Source organism: Microbacterium sp. NPDC089696 (genome assembly GCF_044749125.1).
Taxonomy (GTDB): Bacteria; Actinomycetota; Actinomycetes; order Actinomycetales; family Microbacteriaceae; genus Microbacterium.
In genome coordinates, this window is sequence record NZ_JBIVHF010000003.1 from 202,818 (window position 1) to 220,374 (window position 17,557).

General features: G+C 70.8%; 15 protein-coding genes. 6 read left to right on the forward strand and 9 right to left on the reverse strand.

The features are described from left to right. Positions 1-38: 38 nt before the first annotated feature. From ACIPY8_RS17390 to ACIPY8_RS17400, 3 genes are all read right to left on the reverse strand, one after another. Positions 39-734, reverse strand: coding sequence for an SPFH domain-containing protein (locus tag ACIPY8_RS17390; protein ID WP_400820893.1), 696 nt, complete (start codon positions 732-734; stop codon positions 39-41). A 128-nt stretch (positions 735-862) separates the two neighbouring features. Further along, positions 863-2,329, reverse strand: coding sequence for a glycerol-3-phosphate dehydrogenase/oxidase (locus tag ACIPY8_RS17395; RefSeq protein WP_400820896.1), 1,467 nt, complete (start codon positions 2,327-2,329; stop codon positions 863-865). Beyond that, positions 2,326-2,934 (reverse strand): TetR/AcrR family transcriptional regulator, encoded by a 609-nt coding sequence (locus tag ACIPY8_RS17400; RefSeq protein ID WP_400820898.1) that lies wholly within the window; start codon positions 2,932-2,934, stop codon positions 2,326-2,328. The genes ACIPY8_RS17395 and ACIPY8_RS17400 overlap by 4 nt, the downstream gene beginning before the upstream one ends. A gap of 20 nt (positions 2,935-2,954) precedes the next feature. Between ACIPY8_RS17400 and ACIPY8_RS17405 the strand changes: the two genes are divergently transcribed. Genes ACIPY8_RS17405 through ACIPY8_RS17415 form a run of 3 tightly spaced genes read left to right on the forward strand, consistent with a single transcriptional unit; the run spans position 2,955 to position 7,159 of the window. After that, positions 2,955-4,577: an FAD-binding oxidoreductase gene (locus ACIPY8_RS17405; RefSeq protein WP_400820901.1), complete on the forward strand. Its 1,623-nt coding sequence runs from the start codon at positions 2,955-2,957 to the stop codon at positions 4,575-4,577. Between the two features lies 1 nt (position 4,578). After that, complete coding sequence (locus ACIPY8_RS17410) at positions 4,579-5,505, forward strand: diacylglycerol kinase (RefSeq protein ID WP_400820903.1); 927 nt, start codon at positions 4,579-4,581, stop codon at positions 5,503-5,505. Then, complete coding sequence (locus ACIPY8_RS17415; RefSeq protein ID WP_400820905.1) at positions 5,498-7,159, forward strand: GMC oxidoreductase; 1,662 nt, start codon at positions 5,498-5,500, stop codon at positions 7,157-7,159. Before ACIPY8_RS17410 ends, ACIPY8_RS17415 begins: the two co-directional genes overlap by 8 nt. A gap of 106 nt (positions 7,160-7,265) precedes the next feature. Here the strand turns inward: ACIPY8_RS17415 and ACIPY8_RS17420 are convergent, their stop codons facing one another. From ACIPY8_RS17420 to ACIPY8_RS17435, 4 genes are all read right to left on the reverse strand, one after another. Next, positions 7,266-9,425: a 3-hydroxyacyl-CoA dehydrogenase NAD-binding domain-containing protein gene (locus ACIPY8_RS17420; RefSeq protein ID WP_400820908.1), complete on the reverse strand. Its 2,160-nt coding sequence runs from the start codon at positions 9,423-9,425 to the stop codon at positions 7,266-7,268. Between the two features lie 6 nt (positions 9,426-9,431). After that, positions 9,432-10,637 carry a thiolase family protein gene (locus ACIPY8_RS17425; RefSeq protein ID WP_400820910.1) on the reverse strand — a complete coding sequence of 402 codons (1,206 nt, stop codon included), beginning with the start codon at positions 10,635-10,637 and terminating at the stop codon, positions 9,432-9,434. Between the two features lie 73 nt (positions 10,638-10,710). Beyond that, positions 10,711-11,904: a ribonuclease D gene (locus tag ACIPY8_RS17430; RefSeq protein ID WP_400820913.1), complete on the reverse strand. Its 1,194-nt coding sequence runs from the start codon at positions 11,902-11,904 to the stop codon at positions 10,711-10,713. After that, on the reverse strand, positions 11,897-12,478 hold the full coding sequence (locus tag ACIPY8_RS17435) for a DUF3000 domain-containing protein (RefSeq protein ID WP_400820916.1): 582 nt from the start codon (positions 12,476-12,478) through the stop codon (positions 11,897-11,899). Before ACIPY8_RS17435 ends, ACIPY8_RS17430 begins: the two co-directional genes overlap by 8 nt. A gap of 25 nt (positions 12,479-12,503) precedes the next feature. On the opposite strand from ACIPY8_RS17435, the gene ACIPY8_RS17440 reads away from it, so the two are divergent. Then, the gene (locus ACIPY8_RS17440) at positions 12,504-13,658 is read left to right on the forward strand and encodes an alpha/beta hydrolase (protein WP_400820918.1); all 1,155 of its coding nucleotides are present in this window, start codon (positions 12,504-12,506) and stop codon (positions 13,656-13,658) included. On the opposite strand, the gene ACIPY8_RS17445 is transcribed toward ACIPY8_RS17440, so the two are convergent. Both ACIPY8_RS17445 and ACIPY8_RS17450 read right to left on the reverse strand, forming a co-directional pair. Further along, positions 13,642-14,073 (reverse strand): SufE family protein, encoded by a 432-nt coding sequence (locus tag ACIPY8_RS17445; protein ID WP_400820921.1) that lies wholly within the window; start codon positions 14,071-14,073, stop codon positions 13,642-13,644. The genes ACIPY8_RS17440 and ACIPY8_RS17445 overlap by 17 nt on opposite strands. Positions 14,074-14,091: 18 nt before the next feature. Then, a complete protein-coding gene (locus ACIPY8_RS17450) occupies positions 14,092-14,985 on the reverse strand; it encodes a sulfurtransferase (RefSeq protein WP_400820923.1) in 894 nt (297 codons plus the stop codon). A 146-nt stretch (positions 14,986-15,131) separates the two neighbouring features. Between ACIPY8_RS17450 and zapE the strand changes: the two genes are divergently transcribed. Continuing rightward, positions 15,132-16,184, forward strand: coding sequence for a cell division protein ZapE (gene zapE, locus ACIPY8_RS17455; RefSeq protein WP_400820925.1), 1,053 nt, complete (start codon positions 15,132-15,134; stop codon positions 16,182-16,184). A gap of 114 nt (positions 16,185-16,298) precedes the next feature. Continuing rightward, the gene (locus ACIPY8_RS17460; protein WP_400820928.1) at positions 16,299-17,537 is read left to right on the forward strand and encodes an ammonium transporter; all 1,239 of its coding nucleotides are present in this window, start codon (positions 16,299-16,301) and stop codon (positions 17,535-17,537) included. The last annotated feature ends 20 nt before the right edge of the window (positions 17,538-17,557 follow it).

Genomic DNA, 17,557 nt, shown 5'->3' on the forward strand with positions numbered 1-17,557 from the left:
TCGATTCTCCGGGCGCGGAACCGAGAAGGCAAACGTCGTCAGTTCAACGCGTGCAGCGCGGCGACGGCCTCGGCGCCGCGATCGGTGTTGTCGCGGAGCGCGGTGGACAGCAGGTAGCCGTCGGTCAGGGCGTCGCCCGTGACCATGACCCGCACGAGCTCGACACCGCAGGCCCGGCGCACCTCCTCGGCGCTGGCGGCGATGACCCGGGTGTTGATCTCGTCGTTGTGCGGGAGCTCCGCCCCGTCGAGGCCACGGATCACGTCACGCAGTGACGCGCCGACGATGTTCGACGCGCGCTCGGTCACGTTGACCACGTCGAGCTCGAACACCCGGAGATCTCGGCCGTTCGGTATCGGACGCCACTCGAACGACGCATGCACGCGGTGCTGATGACCGCTCGCTCCCGTCATCTCGCGCGCCGGCAGGTCGGTCGCGCGGCACCGGACGTCGATGAGCTTGTACCAGTAGAAGAGGGGGAAGGCCCCGTGCGAGCCGGGGTCGAGCACCACCACCTCGCCGACGGCTCCTCCGCGATGCGGACGGCGCGGCGGGCGGTTGCGGATGATCGGCTTGCCGTTGCGGGTGCGGATGGCCGCCCAGCCCTCGTCGACCGTCACCACGAAGATCTTCAGCAGGGCCGGGACCACGAGCAGGATGGTGAGGATCGCCGTGCCGGTCTTGAACAGACCCGACATCCCCTTGCCTCCGAGCATCGAGAGGATCATGTCCATGAGTCCACTGTGCATGCTCGCGAGCCGGGGCACGGCCGCCCGCGGGGCGCGGAGCGCGGAGTTCACACGCTGTTCCGTGGGTGTTCGTCGCTGCGCCGCGCGCTGGAAACGCGATGCGGCCGGCGTGCTCAGACGAGGTCGGCGAGCGTCGCGGTGACGATCTCGTCGACTGCGCTCTCGCAGCGGGCCCGGTCGTCGTCGACGAGCCCCACTCGCGTGCGTCGGTCCAGCACGTCCGCCGTGGTCATCGCCCCCTCCGCACGGACGGCGTACTCCACGTCGGCGCGCGTCAGCGCCACACCGTCGACGAGGGGGACGGATGCCGTGCGCGCGACGCCGTCCGGAGTGCGGCGGTCGACGAGGCGGAGTCCCGCCGTGCGACTGGGCGGCGCGTCCAGCCGGCGCGTCGCGACCGCGAGGTCGACCGCGTCCTCGGCCATGCGCCGATACGTCGTGAGCTTGCCTCCGAGCACGTCGACGAACCCGCCGGCGGAGGTCGTGACGAGGTGCCGTCGGGAGATGTCCGCGGTCGCGTCAGCGCCGGTGTCGACCAGGGGGCGCAGGCCGGCGAACGCTCCGAGCACCCGCTCGCGCGTGATCGGGACGTCGACGACGCGATTGAGGTTGTCGAGCAGGAATGCGATCTCGGGCTCGGTGGGCGTCGCGACGTCCGGCACGGGACCCGGGGCGTCCTCGTCCGTGAGTCCCACGATCACGCGTCCGTCGCGCTGCGGCAGGGCGAAGACGAACCGGCTGATCGACCCCTCGTGCGGGATGGTCAGTGCGGCGGAGGCCCGGCCGAGGTCGGAGGCGTCGAGCACGATGTGCGTGCCGCGGCTCGGGCGGATCGTGATGTCGTCGTCGAGCGTCCCGGCCCATGCGCCGGTCGCGTTGATCACGCTGCGCGCCCGGAGCTCGAGGCGACGTCCGGTGAGAGCGTCCTCCGCCGTCGCCCCCGCATCGTGGAGCGCGAGGGCGCGCACCCGCGTGAGGATGCGGGCGCCGTGCGCGGCGGCGGTGCGCGCGACGGTCGCGACCAGTGCCGCGTCGTCGACGAGCTGCCCGTCGAACGAGAGCATGCCGCCGCGGAGCTCCCGGGGCGAGAGGGCGGGCACCAGCGCGCGCGCCGTCCGCGCGGTGACGGGTCGAGGCGCGGGGAGTGTGCGACGAGGGGTTCCCGCCCGCATCCGGAGGAGATCGCCGAGCGCCATGCCGACGGCTCCCGCCGTGCGCTGACGGATGCTGATGCCGGGCGCGAAGGGCAGCAGCTGACCGAGCGGGCGGATGAGGTGGGGGGCGATCACGGTCATGAGCAGGTGGCGCTCCATCGCGCTCTCCCGGGCGGTCGGGACATCACCGGTGGCGAGGTAGCGCAGCCCGCCGTGCACCAGCTTGGAGCTGAAGCGACTGGTGCCGAAGGCGAGGTCCTCCGCCTCGACCAGGGTGACCGAGAGTCCGCGAGCGGCGGCGTCCAGCGCGACTCCGACGCCCGTGATCCCGCCTCCGATCACGAGCACGTCCGTCGTGTCGTTCCCGGCGCGCTCGAGCTCCGCTGCCCGACGCGCGGCGTTGAGGTCGGGGGAGCCGGTGATCATGCGCGGAGCAGCCCGTCCAGCGCGGCGCGCAGCTCGCGCTCCCACGCGCTCTCCGAGACGAGATCGGAGACGGTGCCGTGCGAGAGCACGGCGGACTGGGCGAGGAGGAGCAGCATGACGGCCATCTCCGCCGGGTCGTCCCGGCGGACGTCGCCGTATCCCTGGGCGACGGCGATCGCGTCGGCCAGCCAGGCGAGGATGAGGCGCTGACTCGATCCGACCCGCTGCAGCGTGTAGCGGGTGAACGCCTCGGGCTCCTCCTCGAGGAGCCGACCGTAGACGGGGTCGGAGCGGAACAGGGTGGAGAAGCGCAGCACGTCGTCGACGAGTTCCGCGCGCGAGCGCGACGGGCGGGGGAACTGGGCGACGATCCCGGCGACCCGGCGGAGCAGCGCCGCCCGGACGACGTCGTCGGCGTCGCTCCAGCTGCGGTAGATCGTCGGGCGGCTGTGGCCGGCGCGGCGAGCCAGCTCGGCGATCGTGACGCCGTGCACGCCGCGCCGCAGGATGAGCTCGTCGGCGGCGTCGAGGATGCGCGTCTGCGTGGCGTCCGCGCTCGGCGGGTTGGCGGCGGTGGCGGTGATCGCGGCTTGACGTTCTTCCATGATGTGTCACACTGTAACGCATGACGCAGGAACACGGCAGAGTGGCCGCGGAGACGGAGATGCGCTGGAACGGCTGGGGTGACCCGGCCCGGGCGAAAGACCTCCCGCTCGCCGTGCGCACGCTCCTGCCGCTGCTCCTCGGCAGGATCCGCCGACCGGTCGATGCCGTCGGACTCGCAGCGGTCGAGCTCCCGCCGTCCGCACTCGACGCCTCCGACGTCGCGGCGTTCGCGGCGGTCGTCGGGGCGGAGCACGTGTCGACGGGGCATGACGCACGTGTCCGGCACTCCGGCGGTCGCTCGACCCCCGACCTGCTGCGTCTCCGCGAGGTCCGTCAGGCAGCACCCGACGCCGTCGTGCGGCCCCGCACCCACGACGAGGTCGCCGCGTGCCTGCGTGTCGCCGTCGAACTCGGCGTCGCGGTCATCCCCTTCGGCGGAGGCACGAGCGTCGTCGGCGCCCTCGACCCCGAGCGCGGTCCGCACCGCGTGGTCGTGAGCCTCGACCTCCGTCGGCTGACCGGGCTGCTACGCGTCGACGAGGTCAGTGGCGAGGCGCTGATCGCCGCCGGCACGACCGGGCCGGATGCCGAGGCGCAGTTGGCCGCGCACGGCTACGAGCTGGGCCACTATCCGCAGAGCTTCCGGTACGCGACGATCGGCGGTTTCGCCGCGGCACGGTCCTCGGGCCAGAACTCCGCCGGCAACGGGCGGTTCGACACCATGGTCACCGGCATCCGCGTCGCCACGCCGACCGGAGACATCGAGCTGGGCAGGTCGCCCGGGTCCGCCGCCGGGCCCGACCTCATCCGCGTGTTCCTCGGCTCCGAAGGCGCATTCGGCGTGATCACGGAGGTCCGTGTGCGCGTGCACCCGATTCCCCGTGATCGGGTGTTCGAGTCGTGGGCCTTCCCCGACTTCGCGAGAGGTGTCGACGCGCTGCGCCACGTCGCCCAGGAGGGAGGGGGCCCCACCGTGATCCGTCTCTCCGATGAGGCGGAGACGGCCGTGAGTCTCGCGCAGGTCGGGCGGATCGGCAAGGCGCTCGCGAGGGGCGCGAGCGCGGTCACCGTGTACGAGGGCGAGGGGATAGCCACGAGGCGGGAGCGCACGGCCGCTCTGCTGCGCGCGGCCGGCGGCGTGTCGTCGGGCGAGGGCGCCGCGGAGGAGTGGCTCGCCGGGCGCTTCGACGGCCCGTACCTGCGGGACTCGCTGCTCGACGCCGGGGTGTTCTGCGAGACCCTGGAGACCGCGACGACGTGGTCGAACCTCGCGTCGCTGAAGAGCGCCGTGGAGGGCGCCCTGCGCGACGGCTTCGCGGAGACGGGTGCCCGCTCGTACATCATGTGCCACGTCTCGCACATCTACCCGACCGGAGCATCGCTCTACTTCACGGTGCTCGCCGGTATCCGCGCCGAGCCGCTCGCGACCTGGTCGGGCGTCAAGGCGCGGACCAACGACGCGATCATCGCCGCCGGCGGGACGATCAGCCACCATCACGCGGTCGGCCGCGATCACGCCCCCTGGCTCGAGAGCGAGATCGGCATCACCGGCGTGCGGATCCTCCGGGCGATCAAGCGCGAGCTCGATCCGGCCGGCATCCTGAACCCCGGGGCCCTGATCCCGGCGGACCGGACTTCCTGACATGGCGCGCCACATCGCGGTGCTGGCGAATCCCTTCGCGGGCAAAGGGCGCGGTCGGGCGGCCGCGGAGACGGCGCTCCAGCGTCTTCGGGAACGCGGCGCCGAGGTGCGCGTGTACGCGGGGGACACGCCGGCCGACACGAAGGCGCTCGCCCGCGAGGCGATCGCCGCACGGCCGGTCGCCATCGTCGTGGTCGGCGGCGACGGGACTCTCTCCGGCATCCTCAGCGACCTCGTCGCCGCGGAGCTGCCGGTGGCCCTCGTGCCGGCGGGCACCGGTAACGATCTCGCTCGTGCGCTCGACCTGCCCCGGCACGATCCCGCGGCGGCGGCGGATCTCGCCCTCGACGGCACCGCCCGCCGGATCGACGTGGGCGAGATCCGCACACCGACAGGCGTCGCCGGGTTCCTGACGATCGCCGCGCTCGGGTTCGACGCCAAGGTCAGCGAGCGCACGAATCGTCTGCGCTGGCCCCACGGCGCGCTGCGCTACTACCTCGCTCTCCTCATCGAGCTGGTGCGTCTGCGGCCGCTGCCGTTCGCGGTGGCCGTCGACGGGGGAGAGGTCCGGGTGAGACCCGGAACCCTGATCGCGGTGGGCAACACGCCCAGCTACGGCGGAGGGATGCCGGTCTGTGCCGGCGCGGACGCGACCGACGGGATGCTGGACCTCGTCGAGGTCGCTCCGATCGGCCGGCTGCGACTCCTCCGCCTCTTCCCCCTCCTGCTCCGCGGCACTCACCTCGCGCGCCGGGAGGTCGCTCACCGACGAGCCCGCACCGTGACCGTGAGCGCCCCGGGACTGGTGGTCTACGCCGACGGGGAGCGGCTCGGCGAAGACGCGTGCACGATCAGCGTGCACCCGAGCGCCCTGACGATCCTCACGCCACCCGGCGCGCTCACGAGCGGGGACGGTGACCGTGGCTGAGCATCCCGCAGCGGGCGACGAGACGCGCTTCGACGAGGACGTGGTGATCGTCGGCTCCGGCTTCGGCGGTTCCGTGGCGGCGCTGCGACTGGCCGAGAAGGGGTATCGCGTCCGCGTGTACGAGGCCGGACGACGCTTCGAGGACGAGGACTTCGCCCGCACGAGCTGGGACGTCCGCCGCTACCTGTGGGCCCCGACTCTCGGATGCTTCGGGGTGCAGCGCATCCACCGCCTGCCGCACGTCATGATCCTCGCCGGGGCGGGTGTGGGCGGCGGATCGCTCAACTACGCGAACACGCTCTATCAGCCCGGTGCGGCGTTCTTCGCGGATCCGCAGTGGCGGGGGCTCGCCGACTGGGAGTCGGAGCTCGGCCCGCACTACGCCACGGCGAAGCGGATGCTCGGGGTCGTCGAGCAGTATCCGCACACGGGTCCCGTCGAGCGCATCATGGCCGGCGCCGCCGAGGACCTCGGTGTCGCCGACACGTTCCGTCGCGCCCCGGTGGGCGTCTGGTTCGGGACGCCGGGCGAACGCGTCTCCGATCCGTTCTTCGGGGGAGAGGGGCCGGAGCGCACGGGCTGCACGCTGTGCGGGAACTGCATGGTCGGATGCCGGGTCGGCGCCAAGAACACGCTGATGAAGAACTACCTCGCGCTGGCCGAGCGCCGCGGCGTCACGATCGAGCCGCTCCGGACGGTCGTCGAGGTCCGAGCGCTCCACACGGGCGGCTTCGCCGTCACCACCCAGCGCAGCGGTGCCTGGCTGCGGCGCGGCCGACGCACGGTGCGGGCCCGTCAGGTGGTCCTCGCGGCCGGGACCTGGGGCACGCAGCAGCTGCTGCACCGGATGAGGGCCGACGGGGCGCTGCCGAACGTCTCGGCGGCCGTCGGACGCCTGACCCGCACCAACTCGGAGGCCCTGGACGGGGCGGTGTCCACCCGTGTGCCCGAGGGCCTCGAACTCGCGCGCGGGGTCGCGATCACGACGTCGTTCCACGTCGATGAGCGCACTCACGTCGAGAACGTCCGCTACGGCCCCGGGTCGAACCTCATGGGCGCGCTCGCGACGATCATGGTCCCCGGGGACGTCTCGTTCCCGCGGCGCATCGGGATCCTCGTCGGACGGGCGCTCCGGACCCCCGTACGCCAGCTGCGGCTCGGCTCACTGAGACGATGGAGTGAGCGCGGCATCATCGCTCTCGTCATGCAGACGGCCGACAACTCGCTGACGCTGTCGTTGCGCCGCCGGTTCGGACGCTCGGTGCTCACGAGCGCCCAGGGTCACGGCGAGCCGAACCCCAGCCACCTGCCGCAGGCTCATCGGGCGTCGGAGGCCATCGCGCGCGGTGTGGAACGGGAGGGCGGCGTCCCGACCGAGGCGCGGGGTTCCTGGCCGGAGGTGTTCGGCATCCCGCTCACGGCGCACTTCCTCGGGGGCGCGGTGATCTCGGGGTCCCCGATCGACGGCGTGATCGACGCGTACCACCGCGTCTGGGGGCATCCCGGTGTTCACGTGGTCGACGGCGCGGCGGTGCCGGCGAACCCCGGGGTCAATCCGTCGCTCACGATCACGGCCCTCGCCGAGCGGGCGCTGTCCTTCTGGCCGCGGAATGGTGAGGCGGATGCGCGGCCGGAGCAGCGTTCCGAGGGGTGAGACGCGTTTCGTCTCGCTGCGCTCGCTCGACGACCGAGGTCTTCGCCCGCCGGCCGAGACGGAACGCCCCACCCGGTCTGTCGGGCGGGGCGTTCCGGTCACTCGATCAGCGGCTCTCGATGCCGCGGATCTGCGGCGTGTGGAAGGAGCCTCCGAAGACGCGTTCCGAGGCGCCTTCTCGGTCGAGGTACGGCGAGGCGCCACCGTCGATGAAGGGCCAGCCGGCGCCGAGGATCAGGCACAGGTCGATGTCCTCCACCTCGGGCACGACCCCCTCGTCGAGCATGAGCTTGATCTCGCTCGCGAGTCCGTCCTGCACACGCTGGAGGATCGTCGCGGCCGCCGCGGGGCTGCTGCCGACAGCGGGCTTGAGGATCTTCTCCGCCTGCTTCGTCCAGCCGGTCACGCGACCGCCCTTGTCCTTCTCGACGACCGCATCCAGTTCGGCGAGAGCGTGGAAGTTCTCGTTCGCGTAGAAACGATCGGGGAAGGCATGCGCCATGGTGTCCTGCACGTGCGCCGCGACCTTCCAGCCGACGAGGTCGATGAGCTGGAACGGCCCCATCGGCAGACCGAGGGGCGCGAACGCCTTCTCGACGTCGGTGAGCGGCGTGCCCTCGTAGACCGCGCGCGCGGCCTCTCCCATGACCTTCGCCAGCAGGCGGTTCACGACGAACCCGGGGGCGTCGGCGGTGAGGACCGCGTTCTTGCCGAGGTTCTTGGCGACCACGAACGCGGTCGACAGGGCGGCCTCGGAGGTGACGGGCGTCTTCACGATCTCGATCAGCGGCATGACCGCGACCGGGTTGAAGAAGTGGAATCCGACGAGGCGCTCGGGATGCGCGAGCTTCGCGCCGATCTCCTCGACCGACAGCGACGAGGTGTTGGTCGCGAGGATCGCGTCCTCGGCGATGATCTGCTCGATCTCGCCGAACACCTGCTGCTTGACCCCGACCTCCTCGAACACCGCCTCGATCACGAAGTCGCAGTCGGCGTAGAGGCTCTTGTCGGTCGTGCCGGTGACGAGCGCGCGCAGCTTGTTCGCCGTGTCGGCGTCGAGCCGACCCTTGCCCTCGAGCTTGCCGATCTCCTCGTGGATGTAGGCGACGCCCTTGTCGACGCGCGCCTGGTCGAGGTCGGTGATGAGCACCGGCACCTGCAGCTTGCGCACGAAGAGCAGCGCGAACTGGCTCGCCATGAGGCCGGCGCCGATGATGCCGACCTTCGTGACCTTCTTGGCGAGCTCCTTGTCGGGAGCTCCGACCGGGCGCTTCGCGCGCTTCTGCACGAGGTCGAACGCGTACATGGATGCCGCGAACTGGTCGCCCGTGACGAGATCGGCGAGCGCCTCGTCCTCGCGCGCGAACCCTTCGGCCTTCGTGCCGCTCTTCGCCTTGTCGAGCAGGTCGAGGGCGGCGTAGGGCGACTTCGGCACGGTGCCGATCTTCGACTCGAGCATGCCGCGAGCCATCTTGATCGCGATGGGCCACTTGGTCAGACGCTCGATCTTCCCCGGCTCGTTCTTGCGCTCGACCTTCTTGCCGCCCAGGACCGCGTCGGCCCAGATCAGCGAGTTCTCGAGGTAGTTCGCAGCGGGGAAGATCGCGTCGACGACACCCAGGTCGAACGCCTGCTGGGGCTTGAGCATGCGGTTCTGCTTGAGCGGGTTCGAGATCACGACCTCGAGGGCGTTCTCGATGCCGATGAGGTTCGGCAGCAGGTACGCCCCGCCCCACCCGGGGATGATGCCGAGGAAGACCTCGGGCAGCGCGATCGCCGCGGCCGAGGCGTCGACCGTGCGGTAGGTCGAGTTCAGCGCGATCTCCAGACCGCCGCCGAGCGCGAGTCCGTTGACGAAGGCGAAGGACGGCACGCCGAGCTCGCCGAGCTTGCCCAGCACCTTGTGCCCGAGCTGCGCGATCATCCGGGCGTTGTCGCGCGAGCCCACGCGGCTGATGTCGGACAGGTCGGCGCCGGCGGCGAGGATGTACTGCTTGCCCGTGATGCCGACGGCCTGGATCTCGCCGGCCGCGGCGCGGGCGGCGAGTCCGTCGAGAGTCTCGCCGAGCGCGGTGAGGGTCGCGGGACCGAGGGTGTTCGGACGCGTGTGGTCGCGACCGTTGTCGAGGGTGACGAGGGCCAGGACCTTGCCGGAGGGGAGGCGGACGTCGCGCACGGGGGAGTGCGTGATCACCTCGCCCTCGGTCAGCGCCTGGATCGGCGAGAAGTCGATGTTCGCGTACTGGTCGGATACCGAGGTGGCCATCTGCGCTTACTTCCTCTTCTTGCCGTCGAAGTGCGGGTTCTCCCAGATCACGGAGCCGCCCTGCCCGAGACCGACGCACATGGCGGTCAGGCCGTAGCGGACGTCCGGTCGCTCGGCGAACTGGGCCGCGAGCTGGATCATGAGACGAACGCCGGACGCGGCGAGCGGGTGACCGAGGGCGATCGCGCCGCCCCACTGGTTGACGCGGGGGTCGTCGTCGGCGATGCCGAAGTGGTCGAGCAGCGAGATCACCTGGATCGCGAACGCCTCGTTGAGCTCGAAGAGGCCGATGTCGGCGATCGTGAGACCGGCCTTCTTGAGGGCCTTCTCGGTCGAGGGGATCGGGCCGATGCCCATGATCTCCGGCTGCACACCGGCGAAGGCGAAGGAGACCATGCGCATCTTGGGCGCGAGGCCGAGCTCCTTGACCGCGCCGCCGCCCGCGAGGAGCGACATGGTCGCGCCGTCCGTGAGCGGGGAGGAGGTACCGGCCGTCACACGACCGTGCGGGCGGAACGGCGTCTTGAGCGCGGCCAGGTCCTCCATCGTCGTCTGCGGGCGGCGTCCCTCGTCTTCGGTCGCCAGGCCCCAGGCTCCCTCGGCATCCTTGATCGCGACCGACACGAGGTCGGGCTGGATCTTGCCCGCGTCGTACGCCGCCTGCACCTTGTGCTGGCTGAGCATGCCGAAGCGGTCGGAGCGCTCCTTCGTGAGGTGCGGGAAGCGATCGAAGATGCGCTCGGCGGTCACGCCCATGTTGAGGGCGCCGGGGTCGACCATGCGCTCCGCGACGAACCGCGGGTTCGGGTCGGCGTTGCCGCCGATCGGGTGGTGGCCCATGTGCTCGACGCCGCCGGCGAGGGCGAGGTCGTACATGCCGACGCCGATCGACGCGCCCATGGTCGTCACGCTCGTCATCGCGCCGGCGCACATGCGCTCGACCGCGAGGCCGGGCACGGTCTGGGGGAGTCCCGCGAGGATCGCGACCGAGCGGCCGAGGGTCAGTCCCTGGTCCCCGGTCTGGCTCGTCGCGGCGATCGCGACGTCGTCGATGCGGTCGGCCGGCACGGCGGCGTTGCGTTCCATCAGGCCGATGGTCGCCTTCACGGCGAGGTCATCTGCGCGGGTGTTCCAGTACATGCCCTTTTCGCCGGCGCGCCCGAAGGGGGTGCGCACTCCATCGACGAAGAAGACGTCCGAGATCTCGGCCACTCTGCCTCCAAGTTTGTGCGGTTCCCTCAGTCTAGGAAGCGCCGGAAACCGGGAGGAATCGGTTGGATCGAACCTACGAAGCGGGAGTGGAGGCCTCGTCGGGGGTTTGCGCAGCCTCTACAAAGGCGGCGGCGATCTTCTGTGCGGTCTGTTCAATCTGCCATGGACGTGCGCCGAGCGCGGCGAGGGCGTCACCGATCGCTTCGGGCGTCGTGCCCGGGACGTCCCAGGCGATGCGGCGCAGGTAGTCGGGGGTCAGCAGGTTCTCGGTCGGCATCCCGAGCTCCTCCGCGGTGGCCTCGACGACGGGGCGGGCGGCCTTGAGCCGCCGGTCGGCCTCGGGGTTGCGGTCCGCCCAGGCGCGGGGCGGCGGAAGGGCGTCGCTCGGCACGCGCTCGCGCGGCAGCTCCTCGGTGGTGCGGCCGTCGACCATGGCCTGCCACCACCTGTCCAACTGCGTGCGGCTCGCACGCCCCTGGAAGTCCTTGGTGCCCGCGAGCGCCTGCTTGCTCTGCGGGTTGGCGAGCACGGCGGCGACGAGTGATCGGTCGGGGACGAGGCGGCCGGGCGAGACGTCCTGCTCCTGCGCGTAGGCCTCGCGCGCCTGCCAGAGGGATCGGGCGACCGCGAGGTTGCGAGCCCCGCGCACCTGGTGCAGCCCGCTCAGCCGACGCCACGGGTCCTCGCGCGGCGGCTTGGGCAGGCGCGTGATCGTCGCAGCGAACTCCTCCTCGGCGAACTCCGTCTTGCCCTGCTCCTCCAACTGCGCCTGGAGCGCCTCTTCGACGTCGATCAGGTGCAGCACGTCCAGCGCCGCATATTCGAGCCACGCCGCGGGGAGCGGTCGCGTCGACCAGTCGGCGGCGGAGTGCTCCTTCTTGAGCGTGATGCCCAGAGTGCTCTCGACGACCGCGGCGAGCCCGACCCGTTCGTGTCCGAGCAGTCGGGACGCGAGCTCGGTGTCGAAGATCGTGGGAGGCACGAGGTCGAGCTCCCGCAGCGACGGGAGGTCCTGGCTCGCGGCGTGGAACACCCAGCGGACATCACCGATCGCGGCCTGCAGTGCCGAGAAGTCCCCGACCGCCGGCGGGTCGAAGAGGAAGACGCCGGCGTCGCGGCGGAAGACCTGCACGAGGTAGGCGCGCTGGGAGTACCGGAAGCCGGACGCCCGTTCGACGTCGACCGCGACGGGGCCGGTTCCGGCCGCGAGCGCGGCGCACGCCGCCTGGAACTCCGAGGAGTCGGAGATCACAGAGTATTCAGTCACGTGCTGCCTTTCGCGCGCCGATCACGGCGATGCCCTCTGAACCGGGCGGTAGACCCGCCAGCATCCCGACCAGCTCGGCCCATGCTTCGACGTGCGGTCGGAACGGGCCCTCGGGAGTCCAGGACGCTCTCAATTCTATCTGCGCGCCGTCGCCTTCGACGGCGAGTCCGCCGAACCCCTTCGACAGGGTCTTCGTGGACGTGCCGGAGGCCGAGTGGTAGACGGCTCCACGCGAGTCGAGCGCGTCGACGAGCCACGACCAGGTGACATCGGCCAGAAGCGGGTCGGTGCCGATCTCGGTCTCGAGCGGTGCCTGCGCGAACAGGACGATACGCCAGGCGCCGCCCCACGCGGCCGGCGCCTCCGGATCGTGCAGGAGGACGAAGCGGCCGGTGCCGTAGACGGAGTCGCCGTCCTCGCCCGGACGCACGTCGGCGGCGAGCGCGATCGCGTACGGGGCGAGGCCCTGGGGGGTGGCGATCTCGCGGACGGTGATGTCCGCGCGGAACGCGGTCTCGTGCAGCTCGGCCACGGCGGCGTCGAAGATCGTCCCGGCATCGGGGTGTGCGGTCACGGTGACAGGCTAGAGTCAGGAGGCGATGAAGAGTCTCAGGCACGCCGTTGCGCTCCTTGTCCCTGCACTGCTCGCTCTCGGGGCGGCCCTCGCGCTGCTCGTGTTCAGCGTGGCGCGCCGCGTCGTCGTGCCCGCGAAACGCGCCGCCGACGCGGAGATCATCGCGGTCGACACCGGTGCGCAGACGATCGAGCTGTCGCGCACCCCCGACACCGAGCTGCCCGGTCGCTACGGGCTGTTCACCTCGGGCACCCACGGCTACGTCAAGCTCGGCGCCGTGCTGAGCGCCGACGCGACGAGCGTGCGGCGCAAGCTGCTCACGCAGATCGAGCCCGGGGCGCGGCTCGACCGGCACGCGGCCTTCAGCGGCTGGTACTACGCCACACCGAGCGAGCTGCACCTGCGCTGGGAGAACGTCCTGATCGGCTCTCCCGCGGGCCCCTGCCCCGCCTGGTTCTTCCCCGGTGACTCGACCACCTGGGTCGTGCAGGTGCACGGTCGCGGCGTCACACGAGCCGAGTGCCTCCGCGCGGTGCCCGTGCTGCACGGCGAGGGCTTCCCGAACCTCGTGGTCTCGTACCGCAACGACGGCGAGGCCCCGCGCAGCCGCAACGGCGCGTACGCCCTGGGGGCGAGCGAGTGGCGCGATGTCGACGCCGCGGTGGCCTACGCGCTCCGTCACGGCGCCGAGCGTGTGATCCTCATGGGCTGGTCGATGGGCGGCGCCGTGGCGTTGCAGACCGCGGTCAACTCCGGCAACCGCGACCGCATCGCCGGCCTGATCCTCGAGTCGCCGGTCATCGACTGGCGCACGGTGCTCCGGTTCCAGGCTCGCGAGGCGGGGATGCACGCGCCGCTGCCGGATCTGGCGATGAGCGCGCTGTCCGTGCCGATCACCGCACGGCTGAGCGGCGCGGAGGACGCGATCCCGTTCGATCGCCTCGACATGGTCGCGCGCGCCGAGGAGCTCTCCGTCCCCATCCTCATCCTGCACAGCGACGACGACGGCTTCGTGCCGGCCGACGCCTCGCACGCTCTGCAGGAGGCGCGCCCGGACATCGTCACGATGCCGCGGTTCTCGGTCGCGCGGCACACCAAGCTGTGGAACTACGACCAGGCGGGCTGGTCGGATGCGATCACCGGCTGGCTCCGCACCCAGGGGTTCAGCGCTTCTGCGTGACCTGCTTCTTGGCGCGCATCAGCATCCCGGTCATACCGCCGATCCGCAACGGTGACACGGCCTTGGTGAGGCCGATCGACTGGGGGTAGTCGTCGGGGATCGCGAGCACCTCGTCGGCCGTGAGGCCCGTGATGCCCTGCACGAGGATGCTCGCGAAGCCGCGGGTGGTCGGCGCCTCCGGCGGTGCCGTGGCGTGCATGGTGACGACGTCGTCGTGCACCTCGACGTAGATGTAGACAGGCGACTGGCACTCCGCGACGCGCTCGCACATCTCGGGATGGTTCGCGAACTCCTCGGACACCTCGGGCAGCTCGTCGGCGTACTCCAGCAGAAGGAGCAGACGGTCCGCCTCGGGGGTCTCGAGGAAGCCGTCGCGGATCTCGGCGAGGACGTCAGGAACGTGCGTGGTGCTCATCCCTGTCATTGTCACACGTCAGAGAGAGCCGGGCTCCGTCCCCGTCACGATCGGGACACGCACGGCGCTGCCCCACTCGGTCCACGATCCGTCGTAGTTGCGGACGTTCTCGAAGCCGAGCAGGTGCTTCAGGACGAACCAGGTGTGGCTCGACCGTTCGCCGATGCGGCAGTAGGCGACGACCTCGTCGCCGCCGGCCAGTCCGGCGCCCTCGCGGTAGATCGCGTCGAGCTCGGCGCGGGACTTGAAGCCGCCGTCCTCGGCGACCGCCTTCGCCCAGGGCACGCTCTGGGCCGTGGGGATGTGGCCGGCGCGCAGCGTGCCCTCCTCGGGGTACGCGGGTGCCGTGGTGCGCTCACCGCTGTACTCCTCGGGCGAGCGCACGTCGATCAGCGGGCTGCCGATGTGCGCGAGCACGTCCTCCTTGTAGGCGCGGATGACGGAGTCGTCGCGTTCGACGACGGGGTACTCGGTCGGCGTGACGGACGGGGCCTCGCGGGTGATCTCCCGACCCTCCGAGATCCAGCGGTCGCGGCCGCCGTCGAGCAGACGCACGTCTTCATGACCGAAGAGCGAGAACACCCACAGCGCGTACGCGGCCCACCAGTTGTTCTTGTCGCCGTAGATCACGACCGTGTCGTCGCGCGCGATGCCCTTGCGGCTCAGGAGCTCCGCGAAGCCCTCGCCGTCGACGTAGTCGCGCACGACGGGGTCGTTGAGCTCGGTGTGCCAGTCGACCTTCACGGCGCCGGGGATGTGCCCCGTTTCGTAGAGGAGCACGTCCTCGTCGGACTCCACCACCACGAGACCGGGGGTGCCGAGGCGTTCGGCGAGCCATTCGGTCGTCACGAGGCGGCCGGGCTCGGCGTACTCGGCGAACTTGGACGAAGACGTGTCGAACTCGATGGCCACAGGGATCTCCTCAGTCGGTGAGCGGCGATGGGGCGGGTGGTGACGGCGTAATGTGGAGCCGACACTTCGACGATAGATCCCCGCCGTGCACTCCGGACCCGATTCGTAAGACTTCGACACAGGTGCGCACCCGATCCAGGACCGTGATGACCGACACGCCCACCCGCACGGGCCTCGTGCACCTCACCGATCGCGAACCGACCGTCTCCGGTCCCGAGATGCTCGCGAGTCTCGTTCCGCCGCCGCAGTTCGACGGCGCCACCTTCGAGAGCTACCGCGCCGACGCCGCGTACCCCTCCCAGGAGGAGGCCAAGGAGACGCTGCAGCGCTTCGCGGGACGCGGCGGGAGCCCTGTCAAGCGCGGCGGGTTGTTCAGCCGCGCGAAGAAGGAGCCCGAGATGAAGCCGGGCGTCTACCTGGACGGCGGCTTCGGCGTCGGCAAGACGCACCTGCTGGCGTCGATCTTCCACGCGATGCCCGCCCGTCGGAAATACTTCGGGTCGTTCATCGAGTACACCGCGCTCGTGGGCGCGCTCGGCTACAAGAACACGGTCGACCTGCTCAAGGGCGCCGACCTCCTCTGCATCGACGAGTTCGAGCTCGACGACCCGGGCGACACCATGGTCATGACGCGTCTGCTCGGCGAACTCGTCCCCACGGGCACGCGTCTCGCCGCGACGTCGAACACCCCGCCCAACGCACTCGGAGAGGGGCGCTTCGCAGCCCAGGACTTCCTCCGCGAGATCCACGCGATGTCCGACAGCTTCCAGACGCTGCGCATCGACGGCGTCGACTTCCGTCAGCGCGCCCTCGACGGGCACGCGGTCGTGAGCGACGAGGCGCAGTACCGTGCTGCGGTCGATGCCGGGGCGGCCGACGCCACGGCATCCGACGACGCCTTCGACGAGGTCATCCGCCACCTCGCCCGCGTGCACCCGTCGCGCTACCTCCGCCTGATCACGGGCGTCGGACTCGTCGGGTTGCGCGACGTGCGGACGCTCACCGACCAGTCCGAGGCGCTCCGCTTCGTCGCGTTCGTGGACCGCGTGTACGACGCGCAGATCCCGATCGTCGCGACCGGGACCAGCCTCGACCAGGTGTTCTCGGAGGAGATGCTCGGCGGCGGCTACCGCAAGAAGTATCTGCGGGCCATCTCGCGGCTCAATGCGCTCACACATGCGGATCGCAGCGCCGCGTAACGCAGAGTTCACACGCCGCGTGTTCCTGTAACACGTCCGCAACACACCTCGCGCATTCCGGAAATCGGGCCTCGGCACACTGAAGCTCTCAGACACCCGAATGTGAGGTTCACCATGGATGCTCCCGGCAACATCTCCTGGGCGATCACCGCGACCGCCCTCGTCCTGCTCATGACGCCCGGCGTCGCCTTCTTCTACGGCGGCCTCGTGAAGGCGAAGAGCGTCGTCAGCATGATGATGATGAGCTTCGGCTCGATCGGACTCGTCGCGGTGCTCTGGATCCTCTTCGGGTTCTCCATGAGCGCGGTCGACAGCCCCACCGCCTTCGCCGGCAACCCGTTCGCGGACTTCGGCCTCTCGAGCCTCGCCTCGGGTGAGGGGTCCAACGTCGCGCTCCTGGGCGTCGCCTACGGCGCGACCTTCGCGATCATCACGGTCGCCCTGATCTCGGGCGCCATCGCGGACCGCGCGAAGTTCGGCAGCTGGCTGATCTTCGCGGGAGTCTTCGCGACGGTCGGCTACTTCCCGGTCGCGGCCTGGGTCTGGGGCGGCGGCTGGATCATGAACCTCGGCACCACGCTCTTCGGCGAGGACAGCGGCATCGGCGTGATCGACTACGCCGGCGGCACCGCGGTGCACATCAACGCGGGTGCGGCGGCTCTGGCCCTCGCGCTGGTCCTCGGCAAGCGCATCGGATTCCAGAAGGGCATCCTCAAGCCGCACAACGTGCCGCTGACCCTGCTCGGCGCCGCTCTCCTGTGGTTCGGCTGGTTCGGGTTCAACGCGGGCGCCGAGTGGCTCGCGGAGGACATGGGCGGCGTCGGCCTCATCGGCATCAACACCCTCGGTGCCACGGCGGCCGCGATCCTCGGCTGGATCCTCATCGAGAAGATCAAGGACGGCAAGCCCACCTCGGTCGGCGCCGCCTCCGGTGCGGTCGCGGGTCTCGTCGCGATCACCCCCGCCTGCGCCAACCTGACCCCGGGCTGGGCCCTGCTCCTCGGCGCCGTCGCCGGTATCGTCTGCGCTCTCGCGATCGAGCTCAAGTTCCGCCTCGGGTTCGACGACTCGCTCGACGTCGTCGGCATCCACCTCGTCGGCGGCCTGATCGGCACCGTGTACCTCGGCTTCTTCGCCACCGGCACCGGCCTGTTCGTCGGCGGCGACGCCCGTCAGCTCGCGGTGCAGGTCATCGCCGCCGCCGGTGTGCTGATCTACTCCTTCGTCGTCGCGTACATCATCGGCTTCGCCATCCAGAAGACGATCGGCTTCCGCGTCACGAACGAGGACGAGATCGCCGGCGTCGACCAGGTCGTGCACGGCGAGGAGGGCTACGCGCTCGCAGACGCCTGAGCGGCGGTTAGGGTGATCGT

What these genes read in the sequence shown, in the direction of transcription:
- ACIPY8_RS17390 (WP_400820893.1), bottom strand. Translation starts at nt 734, where the DNA reads ATGGACATGATCCTCTCGATGCTCGGAGGCAAGGGGATGTCGGGTCTG.
- ACIPY8_RS17410 (WP_400820903.1), top strand. Translation starts at nt 4,579, where the DNA reads ATGGCGCGCCACATCGCGGTGCTGGCGAATCCCTTCGCGGGCAAAGGG.
- ACIPY8_RS17440 (WP_400820918.1), top strand. Translation starts at nt 12,504, where the DNA reads ATGAAGAGTCTCAGGCACGCCGTTGCGCTCCTTGTCCCTGCACTGCTC.
- ACIPY8_RS17395 (WP_400820896.1), bottom strand. Translation starts at nt 2,329, where the DNA reads ATGATCACCGGCTCCCCCGACCTCAACGCCGCGCGTCGGGCAGCGGAG.
- zapE (WP_400820925.1), top strand. Translation starts at nt 15,132, where the DNA reads ATGACCGACACGCCCACCCGCACGGGCCTCGTGCACCTCACCGATCGC.
- ACIPY8_RS17460 (WP_400820928.1), top strand. Translation starts at nt 16,299, where the DNA reads ATGGATGCTCCCGGCAACATCTCCTGGGCGATCACCGCGACCGCCCTC.
- ACIPY8_RS17445 (WP_400820921.1), bottom strand. Translation starts at nt 14,073, where the DNA reads ATGAGCACCACGCACGTTCCTGACGTCCTCGCCGAGATCCGCGACGGC.
- ACIPY8_RS17405 (WP_400820901.1), top strand. Translation starts at nt 2,955, where the DNA reads ATGACGCAGGAACACGGCAGAGTGGCCGCGGAGACGGAGATGCGCTGG.
- ACIPY8_RS17400 (WP_400820898.1), bottom strand. Translation starts at nt 2,934, where the DNA reads ATGGAAGAACGTCAAGCCGCGATCACCGCCACCGCCGCCAACCCGCCG.
- ACIPY8_RS17420 (WP_400820908.1), bottom strand. Translation starts at nt 9,425, where the DNA reads ATGGCCACCTCGGTATCCGACCAGTACGCGAACATCGACTTCTCGCCG.